This window comes from Gimesia aquarii (genome assembly GCF_007748195.1).
Lineage (GTDB): Bacteria > Planctomycetota > Planctomycetia > Planctomycetales > Planctomycetaceae > Gimesia > Gimesia aquarii.
Genome location: NZ_CP037920.1, coordinates 1,318,437 through 1,335,760 on the forward strand (window position 1 = coordinate 1,318,437; position 17,324 = coordinate 1,335,760).

Sequence of the window (17,324 nt, forward strand, 5' to 3'; positions counted from 1 at the left end):
TTTTCCATCTCGCAGATTTCGTTTTGCCCTCGCCGATGATTTTGTTATTCTAGTATTATGATTTTACCTGTTGGATGATGTGCTTGCATTCAAGTTTGTTTGGTGCAACACAACATTTTGGAAATCGTTTTTTCCATTTAGACTGTAACAGGGTAGTACAGCGGAGAACTCATTCATGGCAGCAGGACGATCCCCTCATGATTCGGGAGATCAGGCTTCAGCCTGGTTAGCGACGGTGTTTACACTCGTCGGGGGATTGTTAGCGTGCGCTTTTGTGGTTGTTACCAGTGGTGAGCCACCTGGAAAACCAATGATGATCGCCTTAGGTGTGATCACTGTGCTCTTACTAACGCTATGGCTGCTTCGTGAGAAACCACCTGAGACTCAGCAGCAATCGCTTCGATTATGGTACTGGTGGAAAAAACAAGACTCAGACCAGGTTGAGTATCAACCCCGACCAAGAAAACGTTCCAGCTTCGTTGATTATGGGAAGCAAAAACCACCCACTCTGGATTCGATTCGCGAGACAATCGATGAACAACGAACCTGGGTTCCTTCGGTCAGGAATCTTAAACAGACATCCGAAGAGTCTAACAAAAAAGACTCCTCAGAATAACCTATCATCAGTCTGTTATCGAAATCGAGAGAACGAACGACGACGTGCTTGTCGGGACCGATATTGATTTGAGTTGTTCTGGTACTGCTGGTATCGTGACTGATTATTATATTGAGCCGCTTTCTGTTGTTGCTGATTCAAAAACTGTTGTGAGTAACCAGGAATCGGAGTCGAAGGTTCCGGCTTTTCAAAGTTTCTTTGTTTGGCTAACAGGTCAAGTTCTTGGGCGTATTGAGGCCGGCTACGTTCACGATAAATGACGAGTGAGTCAATCGCGTGATACATTCCACCCGGTTCCAGTGGCTGCTTCTTGTGATCGATCAGATCTCTGGCTATGCGGGTTACAGCATTTCTGACCCATTGTTCATTCAATCTGCTTTTTGGTAACCCTTCCATAATGAATTCCAGAGTATGACCTGTTGTTGAGACTCTCTTATTGACATCGTTTGAGTATTCAGGTCCGGCAAAGTAATTCGCAGAGAAGGATCCATCCCGGTTTTGCATTGATCGGGCGTATTCAATGTATTGACGAACTCGCATATTTGCTTCGAGCCAGGTACCTCTCAAATGTTTTTGATCCTTCACATAATTATTCACTGCACTGGCTAATGCAAATAAACCATGTGTGCCTCCGCAAGCAGACTTGGTAGGCTCTGATTGCATTTGCACACGAACGAGAGTTTCCATACTCCATTGTTCGCCTCTGTCGCTGACCCACTCGGTATCCCAAGGCAGATAGCGAGAAAAGGCCCACAGAGTCCAGGTAATTTCTTCGTCTGTATTGACTTCTGCTTTGGCGTTGCGAATCATGTCTGCAATCGTAATGGTTTTTTCACCAGCTTTAAATTTGTGATCCATAGGAATACCCGCCATTCCGTAGAAGGCGAGGAACTGATTCGGGTGTCCTTCAAATGCATAAGGTTCAGTGAAAGGGTGACCTTTGCCACCTTTGGGAGTGGTAATAAACCAGGGACGACCACGAAAATTGGGTCCGGTGGAAATCCAGTCAATTGCTCTGACTTGTTTCTTGTTTTGATAGAGCGTGTATTCCCAGCGAAGTGCTAGAATTCCATGTGCGATTTGCCACGGAGTATGTACATTGGTTGAAAGCATGCGGCGATGAGAAACTTCAATTGCCTCATCAACGAGTCGATCAAGCGGATCGAGAATTTCAGGTACTTTTGGTGCCTGGGGTTTTTTCATGGGAGTCGTTGGATTTTTGGTGATTCCCGGAAATGGTTTTGGTTCCGGTGCTCCCTTCATTTTTGTTTTTTGATCGGGTGTGATGTTTTTTGAATCTTCGGCAATCAAATTTGGTTTACGGGCCTCTATGCCCAGATTTGGTTTGCGAGCGACCAGTGGCGCTTCCGCTTGCAGTTGTGTTTTTTTCTTTTGAAGAATACGAACAGGTTGACTACTTAAGTTTGGTTGAAGTAATTTCGGTCCCGGGTCTGCATGAACCTCACAAGCAGCTTGGATAGCGGTTGTGAATACAATGAGTGTTGAACATCTAATCCAAAGATGGTGGGTCAGCCTTGAATTCATTCCAGTATTCTTTCCAAATCAAGATGTATGCTGATTAGTTCAGGAAACGATTTTGAGGCTTAGTGTTTCCTTGTATAACGATCGAAATTTCTATCTGTCCGTAGGGAGAAAGAAGCTTCCAAACGCGAAACGAGGGCATAATCTCCATCTGCATCGCTTTGATATTGGGACCGTATAGATAGTCTCAATAATCACTTCTTTTTAGACTCTTTCGAATACGAGGAGATGGAGTTTTGAGAGAATTGATTCGTATCCGAAGAAGTTTGAGGGATTCTCATATTTGAGATATATAGATTATCGGTAGATGTAATTAGATCAGTTAACCGGGGTTTTTGAGAAAGCAGGATCTCGACGAATTTTTGGAATTCACAGATACTAATTACGTAAAATGGTGCATGTATTTTTGATTCGAATATAATTATGATGCTGTGAATTGATATGATTATTATTTTGCGCCCGCTTTTTCGGATTTATTGTACTAAGGGAATTGTGCAAAATGATCAGATCTGTACTCTTTGAATAAAGTTGATAGAGTAAATTAAAATTGAAAACATTTGATGCTGGAAAAGCCTCCTCAGTGTCGATGGGACATTCCGAACAGTACAGCTCACAAAAAACAGTATCGTAAAACAAGTAGTACGATAGATCGACCTTTTACAATGCACTTGATGTTAGAATATTCCGCAAATATCAACTGGTGGGTTTTGGAGGTTTTTACTGCGGTCTGGTGCTTCGTAATGGGATCGGTCATTGGAAGTTTTTTAAACGTTGTGATTTATCGGATGCCGTTGGGGCTGAGTATTTCCAAACCAAAGTCTCGTTGTCCGATATGTGAAACACCGATTTCTACTCGAGATAATCTTCCTATTCTGGGCTGGCTGTTACTCAAGGGAAGGTGCCGAAATTGTCAGGCATCAATTTCGATTCGCTATCCGATTGTGGAAGTCCTGGTTGGCGTTTTTTTTCTGCTACTTTATTGGTCGTTAGTACATTCGGGAGGTCGCTTTTTGCCTTATCGATTTCCCAACCGTGAGTGGGGCGCATATCAAATCATCATGGGACGGACCTGGGATCTGATCGCTCTTTATGTTTACTACAGTTATTTGTTTATCGTTGTACTCGCTTCTGCTTATATTCAGTTTGATCGCCAGACCATTCCGCGTCGAATGTTGCTGTGGTGTTTCTTATTTGGCATATTGATTGGCGCGTTCATTCCAGAGCTGCATCCGGTTCCTGCTGTGATCTCAGTGCAACCTGATTCCGTTTCTGTAGTTCTTAATGAGGCAGTTCTCACAAAGACAACATATCACGGTTCTTTGCACTGGGGCGTTGAAAAGCAGACGCTCATCACTCTAGGATGTGGGCTTGTATATGGGATGATTGTCGGCTTTTTGTTTACTTGGCCTTTTTTGTTGCAAAGAGAGAAATCAAAGCGCGTTTTTCAACCGAAGACGTTTTTTCTATTAATCTTGATCGGGCTCTACCTGGGTTGGCAGCAGGTGATAACGGTTGGCTTTCTGGCAGCTTTCTGTTTAGCCTGTTCTGAGTTATTCAGCAGGAAACAGAGTTCGGAATACTACAGGTTGCCTGCCTCCACTTTTCTTGCGGTTGCATTAGCATTGCAAATGTTATTGGGGAAATATCTCACGACTCTTTCTCATGACATGGAATATTTAACTTACCTCATTTTTATGGGAGCACAGATTACTGCGATTCCAATTTTCGCTGGTTTTGCGCAACACATTTATCACAACCGAGAATTCCAAGAGACTTCACAGGAATTAATTCCAATCGATGAAACTTCGACCATCACATCTTGAGTCAACATTACCGACTGAGGTGATTCAAGCACTTAAAGACGGTGCCTGCATTCAGTTGATTTTGAGTAAACCAGTCGACAAGAATTCGTCTGCCTGGAAAAAGGTATCAGTTCGTCCTGTCACCGTTAAAGAGAAGCCTCATTTTCAAGTCGCTCTTTCCAGAGGGCAGCAGGAAGTACACGAGAATCTGCTTCTCGCTGAGATGATCCAGCGAGTAAAAGAACTGTGGTCAAATCAGTTTCGGGAAGGTTATCTCTATACGCAAGCAGCTGACTATCATTTTCAAAAATCTACCAAGGGAACAGTCCGTCTGAAAAAGCAGGCGCCCACGAAAGCCGACCGCATACAAGTTGCGTCCCATGATCGGACCAAGCATTATTTGATTCCCGAGGGAACTCCCTGTGGTTTTCTGGAAGCGATTGGTGTGATGACACCCGCAGGAAAAGTGAAATCTGCTCAATACCGTAAGTTTCGACAAATCAACCGCTATCTCGAATTCATTAATGATATTGTTCCAGCTCTTCCGACAAGAGGTAAATTGAATGTTCTGGATTTTGGTTGTGGTAAAAGTTATCTCACATTTGCAACTCACTATCTATTGAGGGAAGTCTTGCAACGTGAAGTCAACATTCTCGGCTTGGACCTGAAGCAATCTGTTGTTGAAGATTGTCAGAATATCGCCGATCAACTGCACTGCCAGGGACTTTCGTTCCAAACGGGTGATATTTCCCAGTTTGACGCTGGTGCCAGCAAATGCGACCTTTCCATTTCGCTTCATGCATGTGACACAGCCACCGATGCCGCTCTTGCGAATGCGATTAAGGCAGAGGCATCGGTGATTTTAGCGGTTCCCTGTTGCCAGCATGAAATCTTCCAACAAATAGCCAACACACAAATCGATTCATTACTGCAACATGGAATTCTGAAGGAAAAAACAGCCGCACTTGTGACAGATGCTTTACGGGCACAGGTGTTAGAAATTTGCGGATATCGAACTCAGGTGATAGAATTCATCGATACCGAACATACACCTAAAAATATTCTGATCAAAGCAGTCAAACGACATGCGGTATTGAGTCAGGATGATTTATTGAAAGCCGTGGAGCAGTATCAGGCATTAAAGAGTCAATTTGGCATTCAATCATTTTGTCTCGAACAAACTTTGGGAAAGCCGTTTCAGGAATTGTGTACAATGTCAAGGAAAGACGGGACCGATTGAATGATCTCAGAGGAATCTGAAAACCATACCCGAAGAGCGGGACGAATCAAACCGGGAGTCTTACTGGTTGCTTTTATAATAACAGTTTCAGCATTCTTCATTTATAAGATTCAAAATCGTTCACAACGCACCTCGCAGACCGCACAATTCAGGCGTGAACAATTGGATGAGTTGCGACAGTCGTATCGACCATCGGCTCAAGTTCATAATGTGGAATGGGCTAAAGAGATTCCGACTACTATATTGGATCCAGTATCGCCTCAACCTGATGCGGAACTCGTACTCACACAAACAGTGAATCGACGGCCACTTTTGCCTGATGTAAAAACCGTCGAAGAAGGCGAGCTCAAATCCACGAGTTGGCAAAATCCGTTTTATAATCTGTTCTGGAAAAATAAGGGTTGGCAGTTCAATGAAGACGGAATGCGTTCCACTGCCAATCAATTTTCTGCTGCAACGTTTTTGCGTCCGTATAAAAGAATTAGTGTCAGTTTTCGCGTGGAAGTAGAAAACAAATTCCCCGCTTTCACTTTACAGCTGCTGACGAGAGATCCGACAGATCCCGACAAAGTTCTCGTAACCAGCGCGATTCATTTTCAGGCTGATGCTGTGGAAGCTTCTGCGGTCGTAAAAGATGCATTTCAAAAACTCAAATCCGCAAAGTTGATTTTGGACAAGTCAAAGCCAGAATCAGTGGATATCCGACTTGTTGGCACCGGCAATCGATTCGTGGTGAGTGTCGGGAAGCAGCGCGTCTTAACCTGCGCGCAACCAGCCCAACAGTCCGGAAAAGAATGCTTTTTGAGTTTTCTTGCTAACTCTGATCAGGTCCAGATTTCCGCCTTACGCATTGAAGGCGAATAACGCGAAGCTCACAAAAAAGAGCGGTTCGCATTTCTGGTGTAATTGGTCTGTTTTCTGCTGCGTTTTCAACAAAAACTTGCAAACTGACCCACCTGTTGGTAACTTAATAATTAAGATACTTTTAAAAATCAGGACCTTCCGAGCTTCTTCAGCATACCTGCTTTCCAGTATCGTGATCGATAGGTAAAACGCTATAGATTGATGATCGCACCAACTCGGCTGACTTTTGATTCAGGTTTACCAATGCGGAATAGTTTAAGACACCTCATGACCGTTGTATTTGCCATGCTGGCGATTGTGCAGACTGGTATCGCCGCTGAAAAAGAGAAGGACATCAATTTTGAAAAACAGATTCGTCCTTTGCTGAAACAGCATTGTTACGATTGTCATTCACAGGGGGGCGAAGAATCCGGCCTGCGCCTGGACTATGGGGCCAATATTCTCAAGGGAGGAGATCGTGGACCAGCGGTGATTCCCGGAAAGAGTATAGAAAGCCCTCTCTTTTTGAGCCTTTCGGGTCAGGGAAACATTCCGCAAATGCCGCATGACTTGCCAGCCTTGAAGCAAGCGGAAATAGCGCTGATTCAAAAATGGATCGATCAGGGAGCGAAAATTCCAGAAGCAGAGCAGACTTTAAAAGTCACTCAGAAAACTTCAGATCATTGGGCATTTCATCCAATCAAGCAACCGAAGATGCCAGTCGTCAAGCAACAAAAGTGGGTCAGAAACCCGATTGATCGATTTATTCTAAGCCACCTTGAACAGAAACAATTAAAACCTTCTCAAGAAGCGGAACGCAGCACGTTAATTCGTCGTTTGAGTCTGGACCTGACAGGTCTGCCTCCCTCTCTTAAAGAAGTGCAAACATTCCTGGCTGATAAACGGCCAGATGCTTACGAGCGACTCGTGGATCGGCTTCTGGCTTCTCCTCATTATGGGGAACGTTGGGCTCGGCATTGGTTGGATGTTGCGCGATACGCCGATTCGAACGGTTTTACGATCGATGGTCCGCGTTCCATTTGGAAGTACCGCGATTGGGTCATCAAGGCCGTCAATGAGAATATGCCCTTCGATCAATTCGTAACGGAGCAACTAGCCGGCGATTTATTACCAAACCCCACTACCGATCAGTTAATCGCCACTGGTTTTCACCGAAATACATTGATTAATCAGGAAGGGGGGACCAATCCCGAACAGTTTCGTGTGGAAGCGGTCGTGGATCGTGTGAATACGACGGGAGCGGCATTCCTCGGTTTAACGGTAGGGTGCGCACAATGTCATAAACATAAATATGATCCGATTACACAGCGAGACTTCTACCAACTCTATGCGATCTTCAACAGTACCGCAGACATCAACAGTGCCTCACCAACGTTGCCACTGCCCACAGCAAAACAAAAAGTGAAGCAGCAGGATCTTAAAAAAGAAGTTGCTAATTTTACGAAACAGTTGGCAGGGCGTAAAAAATCATTGAAATTGGAGTTCCAGCAATGGAAGCAGGAAATCCAGCAAAGTTTGCAATCTAATAATCAACATTGGTCGAATCTCAAAACACTCACTGCAACATCGCAGAACGGAGCAACAATTACCGTTCTGAAAGATCGTTCGCTATTGGTGGGAGGAAAGATCCCTAATAATGATACTTATGTTATCGAAACAACTACCATTCCGTCCGGCACCACAGGCTTGAGACTGGAAGTCCTCACACATGATAGCCTTCCCAAAATGGGACCTGGCTGGGCTGCAAATGGGAATTTTGTATTAGATGAAGTAACAGTCGATGTCACTCGCCAGACAAAGTCTGGTTGGTCAAAGTTTGAATCCGTTGGTTTGTCTCACGCATCCGCGGATCACTCTCAGGAGAAATTTCCTGCCAGTTATCTGGTTGACGGCGATCTCAAAACGGGCTGGGCCATTAACGTCAAAAAAGGCAATATGAATGTGAATCGTCATGCCATTATCAGATTGAAAGAGCCATTAACTTCTTCAGGGCCTATGAGACTACGGGTGATGTTAAAACAGACCCGTGATTCGAAATATAATGTTGGTCGTTTTCGTCTGGCAACGACGACAGTGCATCCGCGCGTTTTGAATATTGACACTGCTGTGGCTGCGATCTTGAAGCAGCCGGAAGAAAAATGGAATGCGAAACAGAAGACGACTTTAGAACAAGCATTTTATCAGTCGGATGCCCAATGGTCTGATCTGAATCAACAACTGACAAAGCTAAAATCAGAACAGACGAAGTTGAATAAGAGTATCGTGACAACGATGGTGATGAAGGAGTTACCCAAACCACGCGAAACGTTTATTCTCTTGCGAGGAAATTTCCTGTCGCCGGGAGCACGAGTGACACCTGGCGTTCCTGCCGTATTACCGCCGATGCCTCCGGCTGTAAAATCACCAACGCGCCTTGACTTTGCCAAATGGCTCACCAGTAAGCAGCAACCGCTCACGGCCCGCGTCACTGTGAATCGTTATTGGCAACGTTTCTTTGGTAAGGGACTTGTGGAAACGGAAAATGATTTTGGAACTCAAGGTACAATGCCTTCGCATCCACAGCTTCTCGATTGGTTGGCACATGAATTTATGCGGGCCGATTGGAATGTAAAAGGCTTACATCGGTTGATTGTGACGTCAGCCGCCTATCGTCAGACCTCAGACTTTAATCAAGAATATCAAGAACGAGATCCTCGTAATCTCTTACTATCCAGACAGAATCGATTTCGGCTGGAAGCAGAATCAATTCGAGACCTTTTTCTGGCCAGTAGTGGTTTATTAACCAGGAAAATTGGAGGTCCTAGTGTTTATCCACCGCAACCAGAGGGAATCTATGTTTTAACTCAGAACAAAAAGAGTTGGCCAGAGGAGAAAGGTGTGAATCGATATCGTCGTGGCATGTATACCTATTTTTGGCGATCAAGTCCCTATCCCATGTTGCCAACTTTCGATGCACCTAACAGCAATACGACATGCACACGTCGGGTCCGTTCAAATACCCCTTTGCAGGCCCTCACGTTAGCCAATGATCAATCACTGTTTGAACTGATTCAAGGATTCGCTGTTCGCATACTGCAGGAAGGTCCTGGTTATGATGAAGGCCGACTTCGTCAGGCGTTCCAAATTTGTTTATCGAGAACGCCTACAGATCATGAACTGGAAGTTCTGGTACGATATCTCTCAGAACAGAGAACGTATTTTGAGAAATCAAAACAGGAAGCCGCAGAGGTTGCTGCAAAGAAGTTACCGGAACAGGTGACTGTCGCAGAACTCGCGAGTTGGACGGCTGTGGCACGCGTTTTAATGAATTTGGATGAGTTTATCACTCGAGAATAATTAATTCCTCAGTGTGAATGCGGTTAAGAAAACAGAGATCAGCATTCAAGGAGAATCGGATGAGTTTTAATAACTGGGCATTACGCGACCAGACACGTCGTCACTTTTTTGAAAATTGTGCTGTCGGCGCTGGTGCCATCGGGTTGGCAACTTTAATGCAGTCTGAGCAAAGAGCAGTGGCAAACTCTCCCGCACTGGAAAAAACGCATCACCCAGCCAAAGCCAAGAATGTCATTTATCTCTTTATGGCGGGGGGACCGAGCCAGTTAGAGATGTTCGACTTTAAACCAAAACTGCAAGAGCTGGAAGGCAATGTCATTCCGGAATCTTATGTCGAAGGCAAGCAGTTTGCGTTTCTCAAAAAAGATGCCAAGCTGTTAGGCACCCGTCGTAAATTTAAAAAATATGGCGAATGTGGCGCACAGCTTTCAGATGTTCTACCTCATCTTGCTACGGTCGTTGATGATATCACGATCTTAAAGAGTATGAAGACTGATGTTTTCAATCACGGGCCGGCCAAACTATTTATGAATACGGGGACTCAGCAGTTTGGGCGACCTAGTATGGGGGCTTGGATCACATATGGAATTGGTAGTGAATCGCAAAACTTGCCCGGCTTCGTGGTGCTGCAGTCAGGACCGCGCGGTCCCCGTGGAGGAGCTCCTTTGTGGGGAAGTGGCTTTTTGCCAACAACGTACCAGGGAGTTCCCTTCCTGAACGGTGCTGATCCCATTTTGAACTTGTCGAGTCCCAAAGGCATTAATTCCGAACGTCAGTCGGACTTCATCAACACTGTAAACCAGCTTAATGAACTGCGTTTACAGAAAACGAGAGACCCTGAAATATCAACGCGGATTTCCGCCTATGAAATGGCCTACCGGATGCAATCCAGTGCACCGGAACTGATGGATCTTTCTGGTGAGACCAAAGAGACCCTTGATCTCTATGGCGTTGATCCTGCAAAGCCTTCTTTCGCCCGCAATTGCCTCCTGGCACGACGATTGATCGAAAAAGGTTCTCGTTTCGTTCAACTTTATCATACGGACTGGGATCATCATGGGAATAAGGGCACTGATTTGGAAGAATCACTGGGAGCACGTTGTCTGGAAACAGATCAGGCGTCTGCCGCACTCGTGAAAGATCTGAAGCAGCGTGGACTCCTGGAAGATACACTGGTCATCTGGGGAGGCGAATTTGGGCGTACACCACAAGGTGAGCCCCGCGATCTGATTGGACGTGATCATCACATCGATGCATTCTCAATGTGGGTTGCCGGCGGTGGTTCCAAGCCTGGTGTCACAATAGGTCAAACTGATGAATTAGGATATTATTCGGTCGAAGATACGATTCATGTCCGAGACTTTCACGCAACCGTATTACACCTGCTGGGCATCGATCACCATGAGCTTTCCTATTTTTACCAGGGGCTAGATTTCCGCTTAACAGGCGTCGAAGAAGCACATCTTGTGACGAAAATGCTGGCATGACCGGGAGGTTTCGGCTGCTACTGAAGAAAACTTGAACGAAATATTAAGAAATCCTCTGGACAGAATTTAAAGATTTCATTATCACTCGCCTCACTCTCTCTCACATCTCAGAATCTTAATATTTCACTTCACTACATTTCTGTAATTCCTACTCACATTCAACACTAGATAGCACGGAGGCATGGATGCCACCGGAGTCCAAAACCGGTCTAGCCGGGATGTTTATGCGCAATACCGGACTGATCTTCCCACTAATTATAGTGAGTTCAGTTCTGGTAATCATTGCGCCATTGCCTCCCTTCGTGATGGACTTTTTGTTGTCGTGTAATATTACCGTTTCAGTCGTGATTTTGCTGACGACTATCTATGTCAAACGTCCTCTCGAATTTAGCGTGTTTCCTGCAATTCTACTGGGTACAACATTAGCGCGGCTGGTTCTGAATGTTGCCAGTACACGGCTTATTTTACTGAATGGTGCCAGCGATGGAACTGCTGCCGCAGGGGGCGTGATTGAAGCGTTCGGTCAATTCGTGGCCGGAGGTCATCTGGTTGTGGGTTTAATTCTCTTTGTAATTTTGGTGACCATTCAGTTTATGGTCATTACCAAAGGGGCGACTCGTATCAGTGAAGTTGCTGCTCGTTTTGCCTTGGATAGTATGCCAGGTAAGCAGATGGCAATCGACGCCGATTTGAACGCGGGACTGATCAGTTCTGAAGAAGCCAAAGCCCGTCGTATGGAAGTCACCGAACAAGCGGACTTTTATGGGGCGATGGATGGTGCCAGTAAGTTCGTCCGTGGTGACTCTATTGCCAGTATCATCATTATTCTCATCAATGTCGTTGGTGGTTTATATGTGGGTATGGTTGACCACGGGATGGAAATGGGGAAGGCGGCCTTAGTCTTTACCACACTGACGATTGGCGATGGTCTTGTCACTCAGGTTCCTGGATTCTTGATCTCATTGGCCGCTGGTTTGATCGTCACACGTACTTCAGTCGACAGTGACCTGCCGCGTGATGTTGTGAAGCAATTTTCAGGGCACCCTGAAGCGATGTTTCTGGCATCCACATTCTTGTTTGCTCTGGCATTTACAGGTTTGCCAGCAGGACCAATGATTGCACTGGCTACGGGATGTACGGTTACCGGCATGATGAGAAAAAAAGGACAAGAAATCGCCGAAGTACAAAAACAAACCGAAGCAGAAAAACAACAAACTCAAGACCGTCCGGAGCCGAAGCCGGAAGATCATCTCTTCGTCGATCCCCTCGAATTGGAATTGGGTGTTGGATTACTGCGGTTGGCTGATCCCGCAACAGGTGGCGATTTACTGGACCGGGTTACTCGTATTAGACACAAGATTGCTCAGGAACTCGGCCTCATTCTGCCCAAGGTTCGCATTCGGGATAATATCCGACTGGGACAACGTGATTATCAAATTAAGATTCGCGATGTTGCAGTTGCCTGGGGTTCTCTTCATCCCGATGGGTTACTGGCCATTGATACCGGCGCCGTTAGTGGTGAAATTCCTGGAATCGATACGGTAGAGCCTGCGTTTGGACGACCTGCAAAATGGATCGAGTTTGGACAGAAAGAGCGCGCGGAACTTATGGGGTATAATGTGGTCGAACCTTCGGCTGTTGTGATCACCCATCTCACTGAAGTCGTTCGAGAACACAGCAGTGAATTATTAACGAGAGAGCAGGTACATGCCCTCGTTGAGAATTTGAAAGAAAGCTCTCCTAAAGTCGTCGAAGAACTCATTCCAGATGTCTTGAAAATTTCACAAGTACAGCACGTGCTTTCGAATTTGTTACGTGAACGCGTTCCCATTCGTGATCTGGAAACGATTTTGCAATCATTAGGTGACTATGCAGATCGAACGAAGGAACCAATGATTCTGACCGAGTATGTTCGAAACGGCCTGGCACGTACGATTTGCCAGCATTACCGTGATAGTAAACGGTTAATGCGAGTCGTGACTCTCGATCCCGAATTGGAAGATGTTCTCATGTCGGGTATCGATTACAACGAACATGGTTTAGTCATCAAGTTAGCTCCACAGACAGGCGAAATGATTACACAGGCGATTGCCGATCACATCGAATCTCTGGTTGAAGCAGGCGGACATCCGATTGTTTTATGTAACCCACAAATCAGAGCCGGTTTGAAACAGATCACAGCACCCTTATTACCACGTCTGGTAGTCTTAAGTTTAAATGAAGTAACCCGCGATACCGATGTTGAGGCAATCGGACAAGTTTCCGCGAGCCATCTCAAAACAGAAGCAGCCGTGGGAGCAGCTTGAACAAAGAAATAACACAAACAATAGCGAACGTAATTTAAAACTGAGACTTAGAGTCTAATAATCATAAAACGAGATACGTACTGGTAAGTTAAGTAGAGGAAACGTGAATTATGTCAGATGTTCGCACTTTTAAAGCGGAATCAATGCAGGACGCTTTGAACCTTGTTCGCCAAGAGATGGGCAGTGATGCTGTCATTTTGCAAACCAAACAGATTCCGGGGCGAAAAAGTCTACTGCCCTGGTCAAAATCTAAGGAAGAGTATGAAATCACAGCTGGGCTGGGTATTAATGTGCGGACACCTTCTGCAGTTCAGAAAAAGACGCGCTCTGCTGGAGTACGACACCGGGCATCTAATCTGAAACCGGTACAAAGTCATTCTGAATCAGCTGCGTTACCAGAAACCTCTTATCAGAATACACCCTCTGTCCGCCAGAATGAAACGCCAAATACTCGACATGAGCGTAATAGTTTTGCACCACGCGGGCGGTTTGATCAGCGGGCTCATCAGAATCCAGCGCCTCACAACAAGTTTGAACAGATTCAACAAAGAAAAACAGAACATGAACCCTACGACCCCACAAAACAATTTGAAGAAAAGCTGAATGCAATTCAAGAGATGCTGGAATCATTAGATCGACGTACCCGCTCTCAGCACTCAACAGATGTGCCTACTGAGCTGTTTCATATTTATACAGATCTGATTGATGCAGAAGTTGATGAAACTATTGCCCATCTATTGATTTCAAGACTCAAAGAGAATTCGACTCCTGAACAATTAAAGGATGTATCTGCCAGTAAATCGCTTTTGGCAGCTATGATTGAATCGCAGTTAGCAAGTGCACCACCGATTCGACCTGTTTCCGGTCAACGAAAAGTCGTGGCCTTAGTAGGACCAACGGGAGTCGGCAAAACAACGACGATTGCCAAACTGGCTGCTAATTTTCGGTTACGCGACAATATCAAGATGGGGCTCGTGACCGTAGATACCTATCGGATCGCTGCCGTCGAACAGTTACGTACATACGCTGAGATTATTGATCTTCCGATGAAAGTGGTCAGCAATCCTCAAGAGATGCAGCAAGCTTTGGATGAAATGGTTGGCTTGGATCTGGTTCTTGTAGATACAGCAGGGAGAAGTCCCAGTGATGATCTTAAAATTCAAGAGCTGGAACAATTATTTCGTGAAGTACCTATCGATGAAGTGTCACTGGTAATGAGTATGACCTCGAGTCTCAGAAGCCTGGAAGCCATTGCCAAACGATTTCAAGTTGCCAATCCCACGTCAATGATTCTGACCAAGCTCGATGAAGCCCCTGTGATGGGCGGTCTCCTTACACTAAGCCAGAATACAAAACTACCGATTCGATATCTGACGACAGGACAGGATGTGCCCGATGATATTGAGCCCGCGAATGCTGCCCGAATGGCACGTTTAATTTTGGGAGAAGATCGGTTGTTATGAGGTGCAGACTTTTCGGATTCGGTTTTTAGAAGTTCGACAACAAATCATTTTTAACAGTTATTCAACATGCGTTTAAGATAGAAGGTGAGTCAGATGGCTCCAACCGTCAACGAGTTCAATTTGAATCATGCTGAAATAAGTTCCACTGTCCCGTCAACTGCAGTGCAGCGACAACCTTTCGTATCGCGAGGAGATCAGGCGAATGTTCTGCGCGATTTAATGGATAAACGACAACCGGGGATCATTGAGAATGTGAAAACCAGTGATTGTCGTACGATTGCGGTTTGCAGCGGAAAAGGAGGCGTTGGTAAATCAATTACTTCCTTGAATCTGGCATTAGCATTGGCTCAGTCCGGAGCATCAGTTTGTCTGATGGACGTGAATCTGGCATTGGGTAATATTGATTTACTTTGTCGATTAAACGGTTATTGGAATCTGTCTCATGTTGTGAGTGGAGCGCGTTCTCTCAAAGAAATTCAATTACAAGGCCCATTAGGAATCAGTGTGGTAACAGGGGCCAGTGGACTAACAGATCTCGCGGATTGTTCAGAAGCAGTTCGCAAAGATGTACTGGGACAAATGCAGGAACTTGAGGCCACACACGATTATTTGATTTTAGATAATGGGACGGGTATTCATCGGAGTATTAGAGAGTTTGTCATTTCTGCCGATGATGTGTTGATTGTAACAACTCCTGAGCCAACGGCGATTGCCGATGCTTATGCTACGATCAAATCATTATCCACAATTGAGTCACTGGAAATACAAGCCCTCATCAATCAATGCACTTCTGCTGACCAGGCTGAAAACGTATTCCTACAATTAAAGAAAACAACCGAACTATTTTTACATGCTGGTTTAAGTCTGGCAGGTCAGATTCCCCATGACATGAATGTTGTCCAGTCTGTCTACGATCGGGACCCGTTTATGTTAAGCCATCCAGGTTGTCCTGCAGCAGAAGCAATCAATCGATTGTCCCAACATTTAATCGATCAGAATAAAACAAAAGAACATAAATGCAAACAAGAGTCTTACTTTCCGCGGCTTTGGAGGCGCTTGCTTGGTGAAGCCGCATAATTCTCAGGAAACAAAGACAGAATAAGCAGAAAACAGTCTCTCTCATCTCTCATGTTTTCTTTTATTCTCCATTCCTGAGTCACATCACTTACTAATACCTTAACAATTCATTTTCTATCTGCCGTTAGACGTTTCGTCTGATGAGCGGTAATTCAACTACTGGTAGATCCTATAGTTAGGGCTCTACCACACGGTTCGATTTACGTAGAGTGCAAAATGAAATGTTAGTTTTTAACGATTAATTAAATTGTAGGAGAAAGGTTAAATATTCTGAAGCAGGGAGCCGATATCAAAAGATAGAGAAGCGAAGGTCTCTTCAGAGTGAAGTGAAACTTCGATTGGAAAGCTTTTTCAAACACTATCTGGGATGATTCTGTGGCCCTGCATTATGCATTTCGATTATCGCTAATCGCTTTTGCGACTGAATCAGTCAGAGGGATTTTCTCTCATGCTGATTTTATTAGTGCGATTCAATCCGCATTTTTGGCTGCAGTCATATTTTTTTGTCTTGGTCTGATGTTAGGAGAAGTCGCCACTCGTTTGGTTGAAGAATCATCACGAGCGAGTTTTGAAAAATGGAAAAACAATCTTGATTAAATATTAAAATTTTTAGCAATTATGCTTTTCATTTGAATAGTTTGAAAAGACTGTAAGTTGATCACGGAGGAGTAAATGGCCATCAAAGCCAGTGAAGAAATCGCAGAAATCTGGAAGGTATTCAAGCAGGATCAATCCAACCAGGAGTTGCGTAATAGGCTAATCGAGCAATATGTTCCCTTAGTTCGTTATAATGCAGAGCGAGTATGGGCCAAGCTGCCTGAAGGGGTAGATTTGAACGACTTGATTTCGGCTGGTGTGTTTGGATTGATGGATGCGATTAATGCATTCGATCTGGAACGAGGAGTCAAGTTTGAAACTTACTGCGTGCCTCGAATCCGTGGTGCAATGTTAGACGAATTGCGTACGATGGACTGGGTGCCTCGTCTGGTTCGGAGTAAAGCCAGTAAGCTGGAAGCGGCTCGAAAAGCGGCTGAAGCAGAACATGGTCGTCCCCCGGCAGATGAAGAAATTGCAGGGAAAATGCAATTGTCGCGCAAAGAGTTCGACAAACTCAAAAATGAAGCGAACGCCGTCGGTCTGGTAAGCTTGAATAAAAAATGGTATGAAACCGACAGCTACAAAGATGTCCGTGAAGTGGATATTCTCCAGGATGCGAAGGGCGAAGATCCTACTAAAAGTATCCAGAAACGAGATCTAATGCGTTTGGTCACCAAAGGGTTGAACCGAAACGAACGTTTGATAATCATCCTTTATTACTATGAAGAATTGACGATGAAAGAGATTGGCAGCACTTTGGGGCTCTCTGAATCTCGTGTCAGTCAAATGCATTCCAGCATTGTCAACCGCTTGAAAGAACAGTTGGGTCGAAGACGTCCTGAGTTTGCTTAATACAGCTTGTCAAAATAAAGATACACATCAGGCCTCCATGCGAATGGAGGTCTTTTTTTACGTACACTGTTCTCTCAGGCGAGTTCAATTTCAAAAAACCTGACAGTTATCGACTCTAATACTCGAAATTGGAACCGGATTA

Annotated in this window: 11 protein-coding genes; 10 read left to right on the plus strand and 1 reads right to left on the minus strand. The window is 44.9% G+C overall.

Annotation, left to right across the window (positions count from 1 at the left end; all coding sequences use genetic code 11):
- Positions 1–175: 175 nt before the first annotated feature.
- The gene (locus V144x_RS05440; protein ID WP_144982521.1) at positions 176–616 is read left to right on the plus strand and encodes a hypothetical protein; all 441 of its coding nucleotides are present in this window, start codon (positions 176–178) and stop codon (positions 614–616) included.
- 15 nt (positions 617–631) lie between these two features.
- Here V144x_RS05440 and V144x_RS05445 read toward each other — a convergent pair whose 3' ends face one another.
- Positions 632–2,161 carry a hypothetical protein gene (locus V144x_RS05445; RefSeq protein WP_144982524.1) on the minus strand — a complete coding sequence of 510 codons (1,530 nt, stop codon included), beginning with the start codon at positions 2,159–2,161 and terminating at the stop codon, positions 632–634.
- 557 nt (positions 2,162–2,718) lie between these two features.
- Here V144x_RS05445 and V144x_RS05450 point away from each other — a divergent pair.
- From V144x_RS05450 to V144x_RS05490, 9 genes are all read left to right on the plus strand, one after another.
- The gene (locus V144x_RS05450; RefSeq protein WP_197998771.1) at positions 2,719–3,981 is read left to right on the plus strand and encodes a prepilin peptidase; all 1,263 of its coding nucleotides are present in this window, start codon (positions 2,719–2,721) and stop codon (positions 3,979–3,981) included.
- Entirely contained in the window at positions 3,956–5,200 is a 1,245-nt protein-coding gene (locus tag V144x_RS05455) for a class I SAM-dependent methyltransferase (protein WP_144982527.1), read from the plus strand. Before V144x_RS05450 ends, V144x_RS05455 begins: the two co-directional genes overlap by 26 nt.
- The gene (locus V144x_RS05460; protein ID WP_144982530.1) at positions 5,201–6,064 is read left to right on the plus strand and encodes a hypothetical protein; all 864 of its coding nucleotides are present in this window, start codon (positions 5,201–5,203) and stop codon (positions 6,062–6,064) included.
- Between the two features lie 267 nt (positions 6,065–6,331).
- On the plus strand, positions 6,332–9,400 hold the full coding sequence (locus tag V144x_RS05465) for a PSD1 and planctomycete cytochrome C domain-containing protein (protein ID WP_197998772.1): 3,069 nt from the start codon (positions 6,332–6,334) through the stop codon (positions 9,398–9,400).
- Positions 9,401–9,459: 59 nt separating this feature from the next.
- Positions 9,460–10,887, plus strand: coding sequence for a DUF1501 domain-containing protein (locus V144x_RS05470; RefSeq protein ID WP_144982536.1), 1,428 nt, complete (start codon positions 9,460–9,462; stop codon positions 10,885–10,887).
- A gap of 185 nt (positions 10,888–11,072) precedes the next feature.
- The gene (gene flhA / locus V144x_RS05475; protein ID WP_232102723.1) at positions 11,073–13,193 is read left to right on the plus strand and encodes a flagellar biosynthesis protein FlhA; all 2,121 of its coding nucleotides are present in this window, start codon (positions 11,073–11,075) and stop codon (positions 13,191–13,193) included.
- Positions 13,194–13,303: 110 nt separating this feature from the next.
- Positions 13,304–14,656 carry a flagellar biosynthesis protein FlhF gene (flhF, locus tag V144x_RS05480; RefSeq protein WP_144982539.1) on the plus strand — a complete coding sequence of 451 codons (1,353 nt, stop codon included), beginning with the start codon at positions 13,304–13,306 and terminating at the stop codon, positions 14,654–14,656.
- A 93-nt stretch (positions 14,657–14,749) separates the two neighbouring features.
- Positions 14,750–15,733 carry a P-loop NTPase gene (locus tag V144x_RS05485; RefSeq protein ID WP_144982542.1) on the plus strand — a complete coding sequence of 328 codons (984 nt, stop codon included), beginning with the start codon at positions 14,750–14,752 and terminating at the stop codon, positions 15,731–15,733.
- 672 nt (positions 15,734–16,405) lie between these two features.
- Positions 16,406–17,182, plus strand: coding sequence for a FliA/WhiG family RNA polymerase sigma factor (locus tag V144x_RS05490; protein WP_144982545.1), 777 nt, complete (start codon positions 16,406–16,408; stop codon positions 17,180–17,182).
- The last annotated feature ends 142 nt before the right edge of the window (positions 17,183–17,324 follow it).